Consider the following 16,767-nt stretch of genomic DNA (forward strand, 5'->3'; position numbering starts at 1 on the left):
GCCGGCCGGCAGCCTCGCCGGGGCGGCCCGCTAGGACGGTGGCTCGGGGTCGAGCCACCGCCGCATCTCCTGGCCGAGCAGGTCGGGGTCGATGCCCAGCGCCGAGGCCACGATCGGGAACCCGTGGTTGCGCATGTTCCGTCCGGCGCGCCGCCCCAGCCGCGTCCACACCTGCGACCCGTCCACCACCGCGACGGCGATCCTCCGCTCGCTGAACTGGACGGACAGGATGTCCCCCCAGGGGATGTCGTCCCGGTGTTCCGGCAGTTCGAGCCGCAGCACGGTGGGCGTGCAGGCGACGTGCGCGGGCCGGCGCAGATCCCGCCAGGCCGCGAGCGTGCGGTCGAGGAGGTAGACCCCGGCCCCCAGGAACAGCGCCGCCGGCGCCGCCTGCCCCAGCAGGAAGCCGCCCCACCCGGACTCGCCCGAGTCCAGGGCGGCGAGCCCCACGATCAGCGGGGCGCCGCCCATGAAGAGCGCCATCGGCACCGTGGCCGCGAGCAGGGCCGCGCCGAGGACGAGGCGCCCGCGCGCTACGCCGAAGATCACGGCAGGTTCGGGTGCCCCGCCCACGTCCACGGTGCCGTGCTGGGGCGGCACCCGCGAGCGTCCCACCACCCGCAGCATGACCAGGCAGACCGCCATCGTCGCGACGCCGAGCAGCAACGCGCCGCCGAGGATCGCGACCGCGACCTCCCCGGGCAGCAGCGCCGCCGGGACCGCCACGGCACCCGCGACCGCGACCGCGGCCACGCCGATCGACCTCACCCTGTCCATGCGCGCCCTCTCCTCGCCGTGCAGAACAAGGATTGGACGCTGGGCGCGCGGCCCGGTTGCACGCCCCGCGTCTCCCGGCGACGACCTAGGCGGGGCTCAACCGGCCGATGATCTCCTCCCCGAAGGCGGCGATCGTCTCCAGCATGCGGCCGTGGTCGGCGGAGCCCGTGCAGGCGACGAAGATCAGGTGGTCGATGCCGTGCTCGTCGGCGAGGCACCGCACCTGCTCGCCCACCCGCTCCGGGGTGCCCAGGAGCATCGCGCCGTCGGCGACGAGTTCGTCCAGCGTGCGGGGCCGGCCGTCGAAGAGGCCGAACCCGGCGAGCCAGTCGCGGACGTAGGGCAGGGCCTGCCGGCCGGTGCGCAGCGCCTCCTCGTGAGTGGGGGCGACGGCGAGGAACCGGCACAGCGCGATGCCGCCGCCGGGCTCCCACCGGTTCAGGTAGACGTTGCGGCCGTGCCGGTTGGCGGCCTCGGCGTAGGTTTCGGCCACCCGCCGGATCCGTCCCGGCTCGGTTGCCGTGGTCACCAGGGTGCTGCCCACCCGGGCGGCCCACTCGACGGTCTCGTCCCCTCCGGTCAGCACCGTGTAGAGCGGCGGGTGCGGGGACTGGAGGGGGCGCGGCACCGTCCCGATCCGGGTGAGTGCGCCGTCCTCGACGCCCGCGCCCAGCCGCTCGGAGACCGGGTGCCGCCAGGCGATGCCCGGCGGCGGGACCTGGATGTGGGCGCCCTCGTAGGACCACAGCTCCTCGGTCCACGCCATCCGCATCACCTCGAACCATTCCTCGAAGATCTCGCGGTTTTCGGCGCCCCTGTGGTGCTGCCCCAGCACGCCGCCCGCCCGGGCCGGGACGGCGTGGCTGAGCCCCACGTCCAGCCGCCCGCCGGTGAGGTGGTCGGCGACCGCGATGTCCTCGGCCAGCCGCAGCGGGTTCCAGGTCGGCACCGCCAGCCCCAGCTGCCCGTGCCGCAGCCGCGCCGTGTGCTGCGCCAGGTAGACGTTCAGCAGCAGCGGGTTCGGCGTCACCTGGTATCCCTCGACCTCGAAGTGCCGCTCGGCGAGCATCAGCGAGTGCCAGCCGGTTTCGTCCGCGGCGACGGCCTGCTCCCGCAACTCGGCGATCGCCGACCCGTACAGCTGTGGTTCCAGCCCGAGCAGCCCGGTCCCGAGCCGGTCGGCCGACCCGACCGTCACCGGGTAGAACAGCGAGAACTTCATCCGGGCCCCCTTCACACGGGCCGTCTCGGGACCCGACCCGCCCATCATGGCGAGCCCTCCTGAAAACCCGCTGAAACGCCTCTGACGTGGCCGCGGCCGGTGGGGTGGAAGAAGTACTTGAAGAGTGTTCTAGAAAACGATTCTATGTTGTGTGCTCTTGGGAGACCGCCGGACTCCACCAGGAAAAGAGGTTCCATGAGACCCGTGCGCATCGCACTGCTCACATCCGTCCTGTCCGTCCTGTCGATGGCCGCCGCCGTACCGGCCGTCGCCCACACCAAACCGCCCGAATCCGGGTCCTCGGCCGTCGTCCGGACCGACAAGGGGACGGTGCGGGGCCTGGTCCGGGAGGACCACCGGTTGTTCCAGGGCATCCCGTACGCCAAGCCCCCGGTCGGGAAGCTGCGGTGGACCGAGCCCCGGCCGGCGGACCCGTGGCGGGGCGTCCTCGACGGGACGGCTCCGCGCAGCCAGTGCGCCCAGCCCGCCCCCGCGTACGGCGGCACGGCCACGTACGAGGAGGACTGCCTCTACCTGAACGTCACGACCCCGGACCGCCGCGACCGCCACGGAAAGGGCCACGCCAGGCTGCCCGTCATGGTGTGGCTGCACGGCGGCGGCAACACCACCGGGAACGGCTCCAGCTACAACGGGGCCAAGCTCGCGGTGGACGGGAACGTCGTCGTCGTCACGATCCACTACCGTCTCGGCGCGCTCGGCTGGCTGGCGCACCCCGCGTTCGAGGCCGGCGACCAGCGGCGCTACCAGGCGGGCAACTACGGGCTGCTCGACCAGCAGGCCGCGCTGCGCTGGGTGCAGCGCAACATCACCGCCTTCGGCGGCGACCCGCGCAACGTGACCCTCTTCGGCGAGTCCGCCGGCTCCGCGGACACCTGCGCCAACCTCGCCTCACCGCCGGCCAGGGGCCTGTTCCACAAGGCCATCCCGCAGAGCGGCACGTGCGCGTCCCCCTCGCACACCGCGCCCACGGCGGAGGCCAACGCGCAGAACTTCGCCGGGGCCGTGGGCTGCGGTGAGGAGACCACCCCCGCCGGGACGGCCGCGTGCCTGCGCGCGCTGCCGGCCAAGACGCTGGTGGACACTTTCCTGTCCACCGGCATGGGCGCCGGCCCCGTCACGGGCGGCGACCACGTGCTGCCGCTACGCCCCCGCGACGCCCTGGAGCAGGGCAAGCTCCACCGCGTGCCGATCATGCACGGCAACACCCTGGACGAGATGCGGGTCTACGTCGCCGGGACCTACCCCAGGCCCATCACGGTGGCGCAGTACGAGCAGATCGTCCGCACCACCTACGGGGCGAACGCCGACAAGGTCCTCGCGCGCTACCCCGCCGCGGACTACCCCGACCTGCGGATCGGCCTGGCCACGATGCAGACCCACTTCGGCGGCGGCCTGTCGAGCTGCCTGACCCAGACCGGGTTCAAGCTGTTCGAGAAGACCGGGGTCCCGGTGTACGCCTACCAGTTCGCCGACCGGAACGCCCCGCCCCTGATCGAGGTCCCCGACTACGAGGAGGGCGCCCAGCACGCGACGGAGCTGACCTACCTGTTCCCCGGCCTGCTCGGTGAACTGGACGCCAAACAGCAACGCCTGTCGGACGCCATGGTCGGCTACTGGACCTCGTTCGCCCACACCGGCCGCCCGAAGGCCCACGGCGCCCCCCGCTGGCCCGCCTACCGCTCCACCGGCGACGTGCTCAGCCTCGCCCCCGGCGAGCGCGGCACGGACGGCATCCGCCTGGTGGACACCTACGAGCAGAGCAACTGCGCCTTCTGGGAGTCCCTGACCACCTGACCGCCCCGGACCGCAACCCGGAACCGGCCGGCCTCGGCCGCCCCGCCCCTCCACGGCGCGGGCACCCGAGGCCGGCCGCTTCCGCGGTACCGATGACGTGCCGACCGCCGGTCGCCGCCCAGGCCGGGCTGCCGCGGCTCGGTCAGGGTGTCTTGACCTGGACGGCGAAGACCGGGAAGCGATACTCGACAGGTTCGTCGGGGATCTCGGTGGCGTTCCGCAGCCCGTCCCAGATCACGAACCCCGGGTGCCGGTCGGCCGCCATGCGGTCGAGAACCTCTTCAGGGCGGTCCACCGGGCGGAAGAGACCGCGGAAGGGAAGCTCGGCAGGCTGCGCCGAGGCCACCGAGCAGCGCAGTTGCCCGGCCTGCTCGTCGTACCAGGCGTAGAAGGTGACGGGGCCGGGCGCGTCGGCGAAACGTTCGCGAAGCCGTTCTCCGACCGTGCTGAGGGCATGTGCGACCGGCACGAGATCGAACCGGGCGGGATCGAAACCGTAGGCGGTCATGTTGTTCCGAGCCTCGGCATCGACGTCGTCAGGTATGAGGAGCAGTTCATCGTCAGGGAAGGACCGCAGCAGTTCGGCGAGATCCTTCGACACCATGCGCCTCCGACGATCGGTGTTCCCTGCGGGCGAAGTCGTCAGGTTCGCATGTGCCCGGCCTTCGGCACACGCTAGTTTCGTACGGCCGATCCGGTGGAGACGGCTGTTCCCCGAGCTCTGCCGTATTGATCTCTGTACGATCGTGCGTGAGCGCTCTTTGGCAGGTTGAGCAGTGAACCACTCCCAGTGGAAGACCCGGCGCATCAAGACGCTCCGAGAGGGAACGGTCGAGGAGTCCCCCGCCTACGTGGAGGCCGGACACGCCTTGGCGCTCGGGCAGGCCGTCTACGGCCACCGCACCGCCCTCGGCCTCTCCCAGTCCGAACTGGCCTGCCGCGCGGGCATGACCCAGCCGCAGATCTCCAACGTCGAAGGCGGCGACTCCGCACCGACTCTGCCCCTGCTCACCCGCCTCACCGTGGCCCTGGACGCCGCCTTGACCATCAGACTGGACGACGGCAGCTCGACCTTCGTCTTCACACCCCATCAGGCCCGCTGACCTGAAAAGCCCCACACGGACGACCACACCTAAGCCACCCGAACGAACCGCTGTCAGAAAAGGTCCGGTGATCGTTGAGGATAGGTGGGGCTGCAGCCCCACCTATCCTCAACGATCACCGCCGCACCTGGATCAGGTGCTGGATTCATCGCGCTTCAACCTGGCGATCAGGTGCGCAAAGCTCTCGGGTGAGAGGGACAGGTATCCATCCTGGGGAGCCTTGCTGTCGCGGATGCCGATGACGTTGGGAAGGCGGGCAAGTTCCACGCAGTCACTGTTCTCTATTCCGCCGCTACGGCTTGATTTCCGCCATTCGGGGGTGTTCATCGCGGGACTCCCCATGAGTTGCTTGATCAAGTACTCAGGCGCTGGGCTCGTTGTGCTTCACGCTGGCGATCAGAGCAGCGAAGTCTTCGTTGCTGAGGCGGAGGTGCCCCGCTTCAGGGGCTTTGCTGTCGCGGATGCCGATGGTGCCAGGGAACGCGGCGATCTCAACACAGTCTCCGCCGCTGGTGTTGCTATGGCTGGACTTGCGCCACTGGATCATCTCGTCTCCGTGTTTTGCGGATCAGGTCTCGTGAGAGTTCTACAGGTAGTGCGGTTGATCCGGCTGTTCAGGAGTTGGGTTCACCGTGCTTCACGCTGGCGATCAGGGCGGCGAAGCTTTCGTTGCTGAGGCGGAGGTGCCCCGCTTCGGGGGCCTTGCTGTCGCGGATGCCGATGGCGCCGGGGAGGCGGGCCAGTTCGACGCAGTCGGTGTCGTCGATCGGGCCGCTACGGCTTGATTTCCGCCATTCGGGGGTGTTCATCGCGGGACTCCCCATGAGTTGCTTGATCAAGTACTCAGGCGCTGGGCTCGTTGTGCTTCACGCTGGCGATCAGAGCAGCGAAGTCTTCGTTGCTGAGGCGGAGGTGCCCCGCTTCAGGGGCCTTGCTGTCGCGGATGCCGATGCTGCCGGTGAGCGCAGCGACTTCGACGCAGTCCGTCTGCCCGGAGCTTCCGCCGCTACGGCTCGATTTCCGCCACATCACTTGGACGCTCATCCATCGACTCCAATACTCGGCTGATGAGGACACGTGAAGAGTCACGGGAAAGGGCATCGGTCCCGATCCGGTCATACCGTATTCCGTACATATGTACCTCTGCAGGGTCTTTGACCAGTCTCCCACCCCCGCACGCCTCGACGTAGGCGACTGTCTCGCGTCCCACAGTCATGACCTTGAATGATCCTTCGAGGCCCAGGTGGAATCCGACTGACCTGGGCACCACTCTGAGCATCACATTGGGCTGGGAAGACACCTCCAGAAGCCGGGAGAGTTGCCTGCGCATCACGGCGGCGCCTCCGACCACACGGTCTACGACGTCTTCATCCAGAAGAACCCACAGCAGCGGAGGATCGGGCCTGTTCAGCGCCTCTTGCCGCGCCAACCGTGCTCGGACGGAGTCTTCAACATCCTTGGCACCACCCTGGGCGAAGAGCGCGCGGGCGTATTCCTCGATCTGTAGAAGCCCAGGAATCACCGAACGCTCGTAGACCCTGATCTCTGATGCCTTGGCCTCATACTTTAGATGCGCCTTGAACCAGTTGGAGTCATGGCCGGCCTTCGCGTAGCGAACGAGTCGTTGGAAGTGGTCGTTGAGATTCCAGAGTTCATCAAGGATCTTGGCCTTGGTCTGGTCGAGACGGACCCGGCCAGCCTCCATGTTGGAGACGGCTTGTCGGTTGACCTTGAGGTGCAGCCCGAGTTGGGCGCAGGAGAGTCCGTGCTTGGTGCGGTAGAAGTGCAGGTCAACGGCCACCCAGTCCCACAGCGAGTTGTCCGGATCGAGTAACTCCCTGAGTGCCATCCCGCCTCCTCGGCGTCTTCAATGTCTTTTCGAGACGCGATAAGTGTCCCCAGCGGGCAGATCCTTGTCCCTGAAATCGGAAAACGAGGCACGCACGATTTGCTGCCTCGTGGGACCAGGGAGTGCCAATGTGCAGGACATTTCCTATCGAAATTCCCGAATCGGGCAATAAGGCTATTCCGCGCCAAGGATGCGGCGGGCGTGCCAGTCAGGTCAGGGCGGGGGTCGCGTCGTGATCCTCATGCCGTTGCGGGTGCGGCTCGCGCCCGCCGCCGCGTCCGTGGGGATCGCGCGGGACCGGGTGCGGCGGCACCTGGAGGCGGCGGGTTGTCCACACCTTGTGGAGGATGCCGTCCTCATCGTCTCCGAGCTCGTCACCAACGCTGCGCGGGCGTCCCGGCCGGACCGGCCGATCGAGCTGCGGGCGCGCCTGGACGGGGGCAGGCTGCTGATCGAGGTGGAAGACTCCTCGCCCGGCGTCCCCCGCACCAGGCGGCTCACGGCCGACAGCCTCTCCGGCCGGGGGCTGCACATCGTCACCGCCCTGGCCACCGAATGCGGCCACACCCCCACACCCCACGGAAAAGTCGTATGGGCCCTGCTCGGGTGACGCGGGCGTGCAGCCCGGAAACCACCGCACGGCGAACATGCCCGGGACGGCGGAAAAGGGATCCGCGACGATGCGGGGCAAGGGGCGCCGGCTTCATCGGCGACCTACTTGTCCCGGCCGAGGTCATCGAGCGCGGGGTGACCTGGACATGACCGGGCCCGGCGCGCCGCGCGGCCGGGGAGCCGAAATCCGCCCGGTGCGGCGGATCGCCGGTCCGCGCCGGAACGAAGGCCCATACTGGGGCGAAGGCCCGGTCGGATCGGCCCCGGGAGGGCGGCGATGAGCCGAGGTACCGCACGAGCGCTGGCGGCGGCGGGCACCGTCGCGGTGGCGGCGCTGGTCAACGTGGCCACGGGTGTCCTCACCCAGCACTGGACCGCGGCCTGGGGTGCGGCGGCCGGCGTGCTGGTCCTGCTCGGCGGTGGCCTGCAGGCGTGGCTCACCGTTTCCGAGCGGGGCCCCGCGGGAGCCCAGCGGTCCGCCGGCAACAGGGTGGGCGGGTCGATCAGGCAGACCATGCGCGGGTCCGGTGAGCAGTCCGTCACCGACTCCGAGGCCGGTGGTGACCTCGTCCAGGAGCAGGGGCCGCCGTCCTGAGCGGACGGCTCAGCCGAAATGGCTCCGGAAATGGAAGACCTGGTCGACCGTGAGCTGGGGATTCCGCCATTCGACCCTGGCCTTGCAGGGCGCGGAGTCGAGGCGGCGGAAGGTGACGGAGAGTTCGTCGAACCGCCGGGGAAGCCGCCATTCGAGGGCACTGGCAGCGGTGCGGCGGCGCCCGTCCAGCACTTGGACCGAACGCACCGGTGACGCGTCGGTGACCACCGTCATCTCGATGGCGGCGGTCGGACATCCCTTCACCGACAGGGTTCCGCGAAGGTTCCCGTAGGCGAGCTTCATGAAGGGGGCGTCATTGGTGCGGAGCCTGCTGGTGACCCCCGCCGCGGGCGGCACGTCCCAGTACCAGGTGTAGCTGCGCATGGAGGAGCCCCCGCTCTCGCTCCTCAGCCCGGGTTCGTATCCGGACCGGTAGTCGAAGTTCTCGCCCACCGGCAGTACCGCCAGAAGCAGCGCGGGCAGGACCACGATGGCGATCTGGACGGCGAGCCGTAACAGCGGCACGTAGAGCAGCCTGCCGAACATCCTCAAAGGCGGGGCCGCGTTCCCGTCGCCCTGGTGGGACGTGGCCCGGAACGGGCTGGAACCGCCGGCCTCGCCGAGGCGGTCCTGCAGCAGGGCGTGCCGGAACTGGTACGCCGTTCCGGGCTGCCGCAGCACTCCCTGCCGATGGGCGTCCTCCAGGAACCTCAGCAGGCGCAGCGGAAGCCGCCGGCTGAGCGCGAGCTCGATCCGGGTGAGGAAGAACGCCCCCCAGGCCGTGGTGATCAGTGTCGTCGAGCCGAACAGCAGGCCGTAGCCCACCGCGTAGCGCCACACGGTGTCCGGATCCGTGCCCAGCCCGCCGCCGAGCCCGGCGCCCACGAGCCCGCCGGTCAGCACACCGGCGCCGGTCGCGAGGAACGTCGCCAGGGCCCGGTAGACCCGTAACTGGGTGCGGATCCCCAAGGTGCGCCCGCCGGTGCCGACCTCGACCCGGTCGGCGACGAGTCCCTTGTGCGCCTTGACGTAGGCGAAGAAGCCGACCACCCCGATGACCAGGCCGAAGACCGGGCCGAGGACGAGATGGTTGAGCCACCCGGAGCCGGCCGCGAGGATCAGCGCCGCGCAGCCGTGCGCGGATCCGGAGGTGAGGTTCCACCACTGCAGGTCACGCGGCCCGTGCGCCAGCGTGCCGAGCCACCGCCGGGCCTGCCGGGGCGTGTAGGGCGAATCCCGGTGCTCGGAGTAGGCGGCCGGGATGAACGCGTCGAGCAGGTGACGCTCCAGGGCGCCGGCGTCGCCGAACGGGACTCGTCGAGCAGTTCGGCCGGGTCGTTCTCGGGTTCCGTGTAGGTGACGCGGAAGAGGTACAGCATCAGCGGTGTCGCCAGGGCCGTGGCCAGCGGGCCGTCCGGCTCGGCGCGCAGCCGGTCGAGTACCGGCCGCCAGCGGGGCGCGTCGGCCAGCACGTCGCGCAGGTAGGCGGCGCCGGTCTCCGCGGTGACCGGCTCGATCTCCACCGCCACGGCCCGGCTCAGCGGTTCCCCCGACTCCTCGACGGTGGTGTAGTACTCGCCGGTGCGGCACGTCAGCACGAAGCCCCTACGGCGGGTGAAGGCCGAGTCCAGGCGTTTGACGAGGTTCCGGGAACTCCGGCCGGCCTCGTCGAGGCCGTCGAGCACCGGCAGGACGAGCCCGGCGTCCAGCAGCCGCTGTGCGATGCCGTGACCGTACCGCTCCCGCAGGTCGGGGAAGTCCGCCAGGAGGCGGTCGGCCATCCAGTCGGCGAGCCGTACCTCGGGGTTCCACGACGACAGCGAGAAGAACACCGGCACGGGCGCGTCCGGAGCGCGGTCATCGAGCAGGTCGAGGGCGAGGAGCATGGCCAGGATCGTCTTCCCGGCCCCGGGTTCGCCCAGGATGACGAGCTGCCGGTGCGGCAGGCCGCGGAACAGGTCGGCGATCTCCCCGGCGTCGCCGCGCAACCGTAACCGGGTCGGCCGCCCGGGCACCGTCCCGCCCAGCAGGACCTCCGGCAGCGCCTGCACCGGCCGCTCGGTGGAACGGACCCGCACCGACAGCGGGGCGGGCCGCCAGATGTCGCGGTACCCGGTCTCCCGCCGCAGCCGCCCGCCGACCGCCTCGGCGAGCAGTTCCACCGCCCCGTCGAGCGGCTGCACCGGCTCGGCGGTGACGTTCTCGACGGTGAAGTTCTGGATGAGGTCCCTGCCGACACGGGAGTGCGTGACGGACTGGCCGACGGCGGGACGGCCCCGCCGGAGTCTGCCTGCCATCGCTCTCCACCGGCCGAACCTCGGGGATGGTTTCCGCCGATTGTCCCAGAGAAGCCCGTCACGTACCCGCCGAACCTGCCGCGGCGATCAGGACGGTGGCATGGTCATCGGCTCGATCACGTTCTTCGGGCGGTCGAGCCAGATGCGCTGGCCGTCGGGGCCGGCGGTCATGCCGAACCGGGAGCGGTCGGGGGAGCCCAGGCCCACCCACCGCAGGTACGCGTCGGCGACCTCGTCCCACAGGTTCCGGGGTCCGGCCTGGACGACGAGGTTGTCGCGGGCGCCGGGCCGGTGCTCGACCCGTGCCCAGGACGTCCCGGCGGTGTCGGCGAGGACGAGGGCGTACCGGCCGTCGCCGGTGGTGTGCTCGGCGTCCATCACGTCCGGGAGCCGGGCGGTGATGGCGAGGTCGGCACCGTGGGAGTCGCCGAGGATGGTGCGCGGGTCGATCCGGGTGGCGGACTCCCGCCCGCCGCCGTCCGTTGCCGCGATGGGGGGCGGGGTGCCGCGCTGGGATCGGAGCATCATGTACGACGCGCCGCCGTGGAAGGAACCGATCGCCCGGCCGTCGCCGGTCACGGTCAGCCGGGCGATGTGCCCGCCGGCCCACTCGGGCATCCAGGGGAAGGCGATGGTCCCGCCGGGCCGGACCTGCTCCACCCATGTCTGTGGAATCCAGGTGACACCGCAGGTGACGTGCACCTTGTCGTAGGGGGCGCCGGGCGGATGCCCGGCCTCGCCGTTCCCGGTGACCAGCCGCGGGCCGAACCCGGCCGCTCCGAGGTTGGCGGCGGCCCGCGCGGCGACCGACGGGTCGATCTCCACCGAGGTGACGTTGCCCGCGCCCAGGCGGTGCGACAGGAGGGCTGCGGTCCAGCCGGTCCCGGTCCCGATCTCCAGTACCCGGTCGTGGTCGCGCAGCCCCAGCAGTTCCAGGAAGCGGAGCACGATCCCGGGGGCCGACAGCGAGGAGGTCCACCGGCCCGAGCCGGGCTCTCCGGCGCCGTCGTCGAACTGGGTGATCACCGGAGCGTCCGCGTAGGCGGCTTCCCACCACTCTTCGGGGTCGGCGGCCCGGTCCACCAGGCGGGGAGTCCTACCCGGGTCGGGCGCCTGCCAGGCTCGGTCGGGAACGAACAGGTGCCGGGGGACGGCGTGCAGCGCGTCCCGCCATCGAGGGTCGGTCAGGTCGTCGGCGGCGGCCAACCGGTCGGCCAGCGTGTCGATCCGGGACCGTGCTTCAAGAATGGTCACTTACCGTGCTTCCCGCCCTCAGCCGCTGGCACGGATCAGCGGTTCGATGCGCTTGAGGATGGCCGGGACGTCGTCGAGGACGTGCGTCGCGATGTCCAGGACGGTGACGAACAGCTCCTCCTCGGCGGCGGGGTCGAAGCGCGCGCCGTTGAGCTTGATGAAGATGTCGGACGCGGCGAAGGCGACCCGCTTGTTCCCGTCGGTGAAGGGGTGGGACGTGGTGAGTGAGTGCAGCAGGGCCGCGGCCTTGTCCAGCAGGGTCGGGTAGGGGTCCATGCCGAACGTCACGGTGGCGGGCCGGGCGGCGGCGGACGCGACCAGCCCGAAGTCGCGGACGTTGAGGCCCTCGCCCACCACCCGGCGTCCGATGGCGATGATCTCCTCGGCCGTCAGGTAGCGCATGCTCACGCGTCGCCCAGCCGGTCCAGCAGGCTGCGGTGTTCGCGGGCGGTCTCGTCGGCGAGTTCCAGCACGTGGGCGAGTTCGCGCCGCTGCCGGTACTCCTCCAGCGCGGTGATCAGGACCGCGTTCTTGGAGCGCTGCTCGGCCGTGGCGACCTCGTCGAGCCAGGCGTCCAGTTCCTCGGGAAGGCGTGCTGCGAAGGCCATGTCAGGCTCCTCGTCCGGGATGGCAAGCTGGTACCACTGATGGTACCGAGAGTGGTTCCGCGGCCGTCCCGCGGCCGCCGAAGAACGGCCGCGGGACGCGGGTCGGGTCATTCCGAGTGCAGGACCGCCGCCGTCCTGATGCGGGCCGCGCGGCCCGCCGGGATCAGGGCGCCGAGCAGGGCGATCGCGACGCCCGCCAGGACGGCCAGTGCCAGTAGCGGCCAGGGGAAGATCTCGGTGAAGCCGTAGGGGAGGACGAGGTCGCCGGTCTCGGTCATGGCCGGCATCACCACGCGGTAGGCGGCGATGCCCAGCGGTACCCCGATGAGCCCGCCGACCAGGCCGAGCGCGGCCATCGAGGCGAGCACGACCGTCAGGACCTGCCGCGGTGTCGCGCCCAGCGACTTCAGGACGCCGAAGTCGCGCGCCCGGTCCCGGGTGTTGAGGATGACCGTGTTGAACACCCCGAGCCCGGCGACCGTGGCCAGCCCCAGCGTCAGCAGGGAGATGAGGCCGATGATGATCACCATGCCGATTTCGGCGCCCTCGGCGGCCGAATGGGCGCCCTGCACGCCCTCCGCGTTGAGCGCGGCGGCGTAGTCCTCGGGGGAGGTGCCGGGAGTGAGGGTGACCTCCATGAAGGAGATGTTCATGCGGCCCGGGCCGCCGGGGGCCGCCGCCGTGTCGTCGCGGAGCGCGGTGAGGGACGCCCAGTCGGTGAGGACGCTGTCGCCGCCGTCCACGAGGGCCGTCCCGACGATGCGCAGCGTGACCTTCTTGCCGCCCTTGGACAGGGTCATGGTGTCGCCGATCTTCTTGCCGCCCGCCTTCAGGAACGGGTCGCCCACGACGGCCTCGCCCGGCCCGGCCAGCCAGCGGCCGTGCACCAGCCGGTGGCCGTGCCGGTCGGTGACGTCCCCCTGGTAGCCCTTCACGTGCACCGCCCGGTCGAACCCCGGCACGTGGACCTGCTCGAACCGGGAGACCGCGACCTTCGCGGTGCCGGGCCGGCCGGCCAGCGAGACGGTCCGGCCGGGTTCGAGGGGGACGATGACGTGGACGGTCTCGGTGAGTTCCGCGTCGGCGAAGTAGGAGGTGAGGGTCCGGTTGAGTCCGGTGGCGAACGTCACCGCCGCCACCCCGAACGCGATGGCGCTGATGGTCAGGGCGGTCCGGCCGGGCCGGGCGAACGGCAGGCCCAGGCCCAGGCTGACCGGGCGCGGCAGCCGCGTTCGGGCCAGTGCCCGCTGCACCCGCAGGGCCCGGCCGCGCCGCGACACGCTGCCCGCACTGATCGCGACCGCCGCGGGGATCCGGCCCGCGCGGACGGCCGGCACCAGCGCGGTGAGGACGACGATCGCGAGTACGCCGGCGAGGGCCAGGACGTCCACCCCGATCGAGACGCCGCTGGCGGCCGGCAGGTCGAGTGACTCGTTCGTTGCGGAGATGACGCCGCCGGCCAGGGCGTTGCCGAGCGCGATCCCGGCGAGGCCGCCCAGCACCCCCGGCACCGCGACCATCACCAGGTACACGCCGGTGACCTGGGCGGGAGTGAACCCGAGGGCCTTGAGGACGCCGATGTGCCGGTACCCCGACACGACCGCGCCGCTGACCACGTTGCCGATGATGAGCACCGAGACGATCAGCCCGGCGATCCCGAACGCGACGAGGAACGGGATCGAGACCTTCCCGTCCTCGGTGGCCTTGTCGCGGGACGCGAGGTGGTTCTGGCTCGCGGTCACCGGCAGGCCCGCGGTGATCGTGCCGGCGGGGGCGGCCGGGTCGGCGAGCCGGTAGAGCATCTGCAGGCCGTCGGGGGCGGTCAGCTGCCCCGGCGCCACCCACGCCTGGGCGGACTGGGTGATCGACCGGCCGACGCCGACGATGGTGAAGGCGCGCCCGTCGTCGAAGGTCACCTGCCGTCCGACCGGGTCGAAGGGGAGCCGCGTGTAGGAGCCGCCCAGCACGATTTCGCCGGGGGCGGTGGCCCACCGGCCGCTCTTGAGCGCCACCCGGTCCACCGTGTCGCCGGCGCCGGCGGCCCGTGCGGTGATCGTGACGGGGCCGGGCGGGAGCACCCCCGGCCCCGGCCGGTCGGGCTCGGCGACGTTCATGACCTGCGCGGGGTGGGGCCCGCCCGCCGCCGTCACCCCGGGCCGGGACGCCGTCGCCGCCACCTGCGCGGGCGTCGCCTTTGCCGGGTCGTAGGTGACGGTCAGGTGCGCGCCGCGCTGCTGGGCGAACGCCCGGTCGTAGGGGCCGTCCACGGTGGCGAGCAGGCCCAGCGCCAGCACGACCGTCGCGGTGGACAGCAGCAGCACCAGCGCGATGATGGACGTCTGCATCCGGCGCCGCCGCACCGCGAACCGCGCGGCCCGCCACACCGCCCTCACCGGGTCACCTCGGCGGCGACCCGGCCGTCCTCGAACGCGACGACCCGGTCGGCGCACCGGGTGGCCAGCCGCTCGTCGTGGGTGACGATGAGCAGGGTCTGGCCGATCTGGTGCAGGTCCAGGAGGAGGTCCATGACCTGCTCCCCGGCCCGCGAGTCGAGCGCGCCGGTCGGCTCGTCGGCCAGCAGCAGGGCGGGCCGGTTCATCAGGGCGCGGGCGACGCCGACGCGCTGCCGCTCCCCGCCGGACAGCACCACCGGGTAGGCGTTGCGGCGGTCGGCGACGCCCAGCTCGTCGAGCAGTTCCATCGCCCGGGCCCGCGCCTGCCTGCGCGGGGTGCCGAGCAGCTGGGCGGCCAGCATCACGTTCTCCAGCACCGGCAGGTCGTCGAGCAGGTTGAAGAACTGGAAGACCATGCCGATGCGGCGGCGCCGGTACTTGGCGAGCGCGGCCTCGCCCATCTTCGTGATGTCCTCGCCGCGCACCACCACCGTGCCGGAGGTGGGCCGGTCCAGGCCCGCGACCATGTTGAGGAGGGTGGATTTGCCCGATCCTGACGGGCCCATCACCGCGATGGCCTCACCGGCCTTGATGTCGAGGCTCACCCCGGCGAGCGCGGCGGTTTCGCCGTACTCCTTGCGCACGTCCTTCAGCTGGACCATCAGTTCCATGGCCGTGACGGTAGAAGCCGGACGGCGGCCCGCGCGTCGGGCCCTGGATGTAAGAAGGCGGCGGGGTCATCCGAGGGATGTAGCGCCGTGGCCCGCCAGGATGATGCGTTCCGTCCGGGTTCGGTCCAGGATGAAGGGATGCTGCCCGCGTGGATCGCGCCCCTGCTTGTGGCGGTCCCGTGCCTGTGGGCGCTGTGGGAGCGGCGCCGGCGCCGCGCCGAACTGGGCGCGCGGACCTGGCTGGTGGAACGCGAGCGCGAGGCCGCCGCGCGGCGGGCCGTCGAGGAGGAGCGGGCCCGGGTGGCCCGGGACCTGCACGACATCGTCAGCCACAGCGTCAGCGTCATGGTGGTGCAGGCGGGCGCGGCCCGGCACGGCCTCGACGGTGAAGTCGAGGAGGCCGAGGAGGCGCTGCTGGCGGTGGAGCGGACCGGGCGGGAGGCGATGACCGAGCTACGGCACCTGCTCGGGGTGCTCGCCCCCGCCCCGGACGGCGACGCGCTCGCCCCGCAGCCGTCGCTGGCGCATCTGGGCACCCTGGTGGACCGGGTCGCGTTCGCGGGCCTGCCGGTGGACGTGACGGTGACCGGCGAGCCCCGGCCGCTGCCCGCCGGGATCGACGCGACCGGGTACCGGGTCGTCCAGGAGGCGCTGACCAACGCGCTGAAACACGGCGCGGCCGGGGCGCGAGCGGAGGTGCGGGTGGGCTACGGGGCGCGGAACCTGCGGCTGGAGGTGCTCAACACCGGCCCGAGCGTGCTCACCGGGACGGGCCCCGCCCCGGCGGAGGGCGCGGGCGGCCGGGGCCTGGCCGGGCTGCGCGAGCGGGTCGCGCTGTACGGCGGTGACCTGGACGCGCGCCGCCGGCTGGGCGGCGGTTACCGGGTGCGGGCGCGCATCCCGCTGGAGCGGCCATGACCAGAGTGCTGATCGCCGACGACCAGACGCTGGTGCGCGGCGGGTTCCGGATGATCCTCAGCCGGGCCGGGATCGAGGTGGCCGGGGAGGCCGCCGACGGGTTGGAGGCGGTGGCCGCCGCGCGGCGGCTGCGGCCGGACGTGGTGCTGATGGACATCCGGATGCCCGGCATCGACGGCCTGGAGGCCGCCCGCCGGGTCCTCGCCGCCGACCCGGCGTGCCGGGTGCTGATGCTGACCACCTTCGACCTGGACCGGTACGTGTACGCCGCGCTCGCGGCGGGCGCCAGCGGGTTCCTGCTGAAGGACGTCACGCCGGAGCACCTGGTGGCGTCGGTGCGGCTGGTCGCGACCGGCGACGCGCTGCTCGCCCCCTCCATCACCCGCCGCCTGGTCGAGCGGTTCGCCCGCCCGCGCCCGGAGCCGCAGGGCCTGGACGACCTGACCCCGCGGGAGCGGGAGGTGCTGCGCCTGGTCGGCGGCGGCCTGTCCAACGCGGAGCTGGCCGCCCGGCTCCAGCTCAGCGAGGCGACGGTCAAGACCCACGTGGCCCGCATCTTCGCCAAGCTCGGCCTGCGCGACCGCGCCCAGGCGGTGGTGGTCGCCTACGAGTCGGGCCTGGTCGTCCCGGGCTCGGCCGAGTGAGACACGTGG

The 16,767-nt window shown here is 71.7% G+C and carries 21 protein-coding genes; 6 read left to right on the forward strand and 15 right to left on the reverse strand.

Annotation, left to right across the window (positions count from 1 at the left end; translation table 11 throughout):
- Positions 1 to 30: 30 nt before the first annotated feature.
- The gene (locus DPM19_RS22695; protein ID WP_111870017.1) at positions 31 to 777 is read right to left on the reverse strand and encodes a hypothetical protein; all 747 of its coding nucleotides are present in this window, start codon (positions 775 to 777) and stop codon (positions 31 to 33) included.
- An 85-nt stretch (positions 778 to 862) separates the two neighbouring features.
- Positions 863 to 1,999 (reverse strand): LLM class flavin-dependent oxidoreductase, encoded by a 1,137-nt coding sequence (locus DPM19_RS22700; protein ID WP_158566855.1) that lies wholly within the window; start codon positions 1,997 to 1,999, stop codon positions 863 to 865.
- 195 nt (positions 2,000 to 2,194) lie between these two features.
- Here DPM19_RS22700 and DPM19_RS22705 point away from each other — a divergent pair, with 195 nt between their 5' ends.
- Positions 2,195 to 3,814, forward strand: coding sequence for a carboxylesterase/lipase family protein (locus DPM19_RS22705; protein ID WP_158566856.1), 1,620 nt, complete (start codon positions 2,195 to 2,197; stop codon positions 3,812 to 3,814).
- Positions 3,815 to 3,956: 142 nt separating this feature from the next.
- Here the strand turns inward: DPM19_RS22705 and DPM19_RS22710 are convergent, their stop codons facing one another.
- Positions 3,957 to 4,418 (reverse strand): hypothetical protein, encoded by a 462-nt coding sequence (locus tag DPM19_RS22710; protein WP_111870020.1) that lies wholly within the window; start codon positions 4,416 to 4,418, stop codon positions 3,957 to 3,959.
- A 172-nt stretch (positions 4,419 to 4,590) separates the two neighbouring features.
- Here DPM19_RS22710 and DPM19_RS22715 point away from each other — a divergent pair, with 172 nt between their 5' ends.
- Positions 4,591 to 4,917: a helix-turn-helix domain-containing protein gene (locus DPM19_RS22715; protein WP_111870021.1), complete on the forward strand. Its 327-nt coding sequence runs from the start codon at positions 4,591 to 4,593 to the stop codon at positions 4,915 to 4,917.
- A gap of 132 nt (positions 4,918 to 5,049) precedes the next feature.
- Here the strand turns inward: DPM19_RS22715 and DPM19_RS22720 are convergent, their stop codons facing one another.
- The 5 genes from DPM19_RS22720 to DPM19_RS22740 all read right to left on the reverse strand — a co-directional run bounded on the left by DPM19_RS22720 (position 5,050) and on the right by DPM19_RS22740 (position 6,766).
- Positions 5,050 to 5,244 (reverse strand): DUF397 domain-containing protein, encoded by a 195-nt coding sequence (locus DPM19_RS22720; RefSeq protein WP_111870160.1) that lies wholly within the window; start codon positions 5,242 to 5,244, stop codon positions 5,050 to 5,052.
- A 34-nt stretch (positions 5,245 to 5,278) separates the two neighbouring features.
- A complete protein-coding gene (locus DPM19_RS22725) occupies positions 5,279 to 5,464 on the reverse strand; it encodes a DUF397 domain-containing protein (protein WP_111870022.1) in 186 nt (61 codons plus the stop codon).
- Between the two features lie 67 nt (positions 5,465 to 5,531).
- Positions 5,532 to 5,726, reverse strand: a complete 195-nt coding sequence (locus DPM19_RS22730; RefSeq protein ID WP_111870023.1) for a DUF397 domain-containing protein — start codon at positions 5,724 to 5,726, stop codon at positions 5,532 to 5,534.
- 34 nt (positions 5,727 to 5,760) lie between these two features.
- Positions 5,761 to 5,961 (reverse strand): DUF397 domain-containing protein, encoded by a 201-nt coding sequence (locus DPM19_RS22735; protein WP_111870024.1) that lies wholly within the window; start codon positions 5,959 to 5,961, stop codon positions 5,761 to 5,763.
- Positions 5,924 to 6,766, reverse strand: a complete 843-nt coding sequence (locus DPM19_RS22740; RefSeq protein WP_111870025.1) for a DUF5753 domain-containing protein — start codon at positions 6,764 to 6,766, stop codon at positions 5,924 to 5,926. The genes DPM19_RS22735 and DPM19_RS22740 overlap by 38 nt, the downstream gene beginning before the upstream one ends.
- 241 nt (positions 6,767 to 7,007) lie before the next feature.
- Between DPM19_RS22740 and DPM19_RS22745 the strand changes: the two genes are divergently transcribed.
- A complete protein-coding gene (locus DPM19_RS22745) occupies positions 7,008 to 7,376 on the forward strand; it encodes an ATP-binding protein (protein ID WP_233510665.1) in 369 nt (122 codons plus the stop codon).
- A 279-nt stretch (positions 7,377 to 7,655) separates the two neighbouring features.
- A complete protein-coding gene (locus DPM19_RS22750) occupies positions 7,656 to 7,973 on the forward strand; it encodes a hypothetical protein (protein ID WP_111870027.1) in 318 nt (105 codons plus the stop codon).
- A gap of 9 nt (positions 7,974 to 7,982) precedes the next feature.
- Here the strand turns inward: DPM19_RS22750 and DPM19_RS22755 are convergent, their stop codons facing one another.
- From DPM19_RS22755 to DPM19_RS22785, 7 genes are all read right to left on the reverse strand, one after another.
- Positions 7,983 to 9,023, reverse strand: a complete 1,041-nt coding sequence (locus DPM19_RS22755; protein WP_111870028.1) for a hypothetical protein — start codon at positions 9,021 to 9,023, stop codon at positions 7,983 to 7,985.
- Positions 9,024 to 9,091: 68 nt separating this feature from the next.
- Positions 9,092 to 10,270, reverse strand: coding sequence for an NACHT domain-containing protein (locus DPM19_RS22760; protein WP_111870029.1), 1,179 nt, complete (start codon positions 10,268 to 10,270; stop codon positions 9,092 to 9,094).
- A gap of 87 nt (positions 10,271 to 10,357) precedes the next feature.
- Positions 10,358 to 11,524 (reverse strand): methyltransferase domain-containing protein, encoded by a 1,167-nt coding sequence (locus DPM19_RS22765; protein WP_233510652.1) that lies wholly within the window; start codon positions 11,522 to 11,524, stop codon positions 10,358 to 10,360.
- Between the two features lie 18 nt (positions 11,525 to 11,542).
- Positions 11,543 to 11,926 (reverse strand): type II toxin-antitoxin system death-on-curing family toxin, encoded by a 384-nt coding sequence (locus tag DPM19_RS22770; RefSeq protein ID WP_111870030.1) that lies wholly within the window; start codon positions 11,924 to 11,926, stop codon positions 11,543 to 11,545.
- Between the two features lie 2 nt (positions 11,927 to 11,928).
- A complete protein-coding gene (locus tag DPM19_RS22775; protein WP_111870031.1) occupies positions 11,929 to 12,132 on the reverse strand; it encodes a ribbon-helix-helix domain-containing protein in 204 nt (67 codons plus the stop codon).
- Positions 12,133 to 12,239: 107 nt separating this feature from the next.
- A complete protein-coding gene (locus DPM19_RS22780) occupies positions 12,240 to 14,525 on the reverse strand; it encodes an ABC transporter permease (protein ID WP_146778954.1) in 2,286 nt (761 codons plus the stop codon).
- Positions 14,522 to 15,196, reverse strand: coding sequence for an ABC transporter ATP-binding protein (locus DPM19_RS22785; protein ID WP_111870033.1), 675 nt, complete (start codon positions 15,194 to 15,196; stop codon positions 14,522 to 14,524). Before DPM19_RS22785 ends, DPM19_RS22780 begins: the two co-directional genes overlap by 4 nt.
- Positions 15,197 to 15,334: 138 nt before the next feature.
- Here DPM19_RS22785 and DPM19_RS22790 point away from each other — a divergent pair, with 138 nt between their 5' ends.
- Entirely contained in the window at positions 15,335 to 16,114 is a 780-nt protein-coding gene (locus DPM19_RS22790; protein WP_111870034.1) for a sensor histidine kinase, read from the forward strand.
- Positions 16,111 to 16,758 carry a response regulator gene (locus DPM19_RS22795; RefSeq protein ID WP_111870035.1) on the forward strand — a complete coding sequence of 216 codons (648 nt, stop codon included), beginning with the start codon at positions 16,111 to 16,113 and terminating at the stop codon, positions 16,756 to 16,758. The genes DPM19_RS22790 and DPM19_RS22795 overlap by 4 nt, the downstream gene beginning before the upstream one ends.
- Positions 16,759 to 16,767: the final 9 nt, after the last annotated feature.

The sequence above is a fragment of the Actinomadura craniellae genome (assembly GCF_003289645.1).
Lineage (GTDB): Bacteria > Actinomycetota > Actinomycetes > Streptosporangiales > Streptosporangiaceae > Actinomadura_D > Actinomadura_D craniellae.

Bases quoted from the DNA above. Each gene is read 5' to 3' on its own strand.
- DPM19_RS22790 (WP_111870034.1), top strand. From the start codon at position 15,335: ATGCTGCCCGCGTGGATCGCGCCCCTGCTTGTGGCGGTCCCGTGCCTG.
- DPM19_RS22710 (WP_111870020.1), bottom strand. From the start codon at position 4,418: ATGGTGTCGAAGGATCTCGCCGAACTGCTGCGGTCCTTCCCTGACGAT.
- DPM19_RS22745 (WP_233510665.1), top strand. From the start codon at position 7,008: ATGCCGTTGCGGGTGCGGCTCGCGCCCGCCGCCGCGTCCGTGGGGATC.
- DPM19_RS22735 (WP_111870024.1), bottom strand. From the start codon at position 5,961: ATGAGCGTCCAAGTGATGTGGCGGAAATCGAGCCGTAGCGGCGGAAGC.
- DPM19_RS22750 (WP_111870027.1), top strand. From the start codon at position 7,656: ATGAGCCGAGGTACCGCACGAGCGCTGGCGGCGGCGGGCACCGTCGCG.
- DPM19_RS22760 (WP_111870029.1), bottom strand. From the start codon at position 10,270: ATGGCAGGCAGACTCCGGCGGGGCCGTCCCGCCGTCGGCCAGTCCGTC.
- DPM19_RS22740 (WP_111870025.1), bottom strand. From the start codon at position 6,766: ATGGCACTCAGGGAGTTACTCGATCCGGACAACTCGCTGTGGGACTGG.
- DPM19_RS22725 (WP_111870022.1), bottom strand. From the start codon at position 5,464: ATGATCCAGTGGCGCAAGTCCAGCCATAGCAACACCAGCGGCGGAGAC.
- DPM19_RS22785 (WP_111870033.1), bottom strand. From the start codon at position 15,196: ATGGAACTGATGGTCCAGCTGAAGGACGTGCGCAAGGAGTACGGCGAA.
- DPM19_RS22730 (WP_111870023.1), bottom strand. From the start codon at position 5,726: ATGAACACCCCCGAATGGCGGAAATCAAGCCGTAGCGGCCCGATCGAC.
- DPM19_RS22795 (WP_111870035.1), top strand. From the start codon at position 16,111: ATGACCAGAGTGCTGATCGCCGACGACCAGACGCTGGTGCGCGGCGGG.
- DPM19_RS22695 (WP_111870017.1), bottom strand. From the start codon at position 777: ATGGACAGGGTGAGGTCGATCGGCGTGGCCGCGGTCGCGGTCGCGGGT.
- DPM19_RS22775 (WP_111870031.1), bottom strand. From the start codon at position 12,132: ATGGCCTTCGCAGCACGCCTTCCCGAGGAACTGGACGCCTGGCTCGAC.
- DPM19_RS22700 (WP_158566855.1), bottom strand. From the start codon at position 1,999: ATGAAGTTCTCGCTGTTCTACCCGGTGACGGTCGGGTCGGCCGACCGG.
- DPM19_RS22720 (WP_111870160.1), bottom strand. From the start codon at position 5,244: ATGAACACCCCCGAATGGCGGAAATCAAGCCGTAGCGGCGGAATAGAG.
- DPM19_RS22770 (WP_111870030.1), bottom strand. From the start codon at position 11,926: ATGCGCTACCTGACGGCCGAGGAGATCATCGCCATCGGACGCCGGGTG.
- DPM19_RS22705 (WP_158566856.1), top strand. From the start codon at position 2,195: ATGAGACCCGTGCGCATCGCACTGCTCACATCCGTCCTGTCCGTCCTG.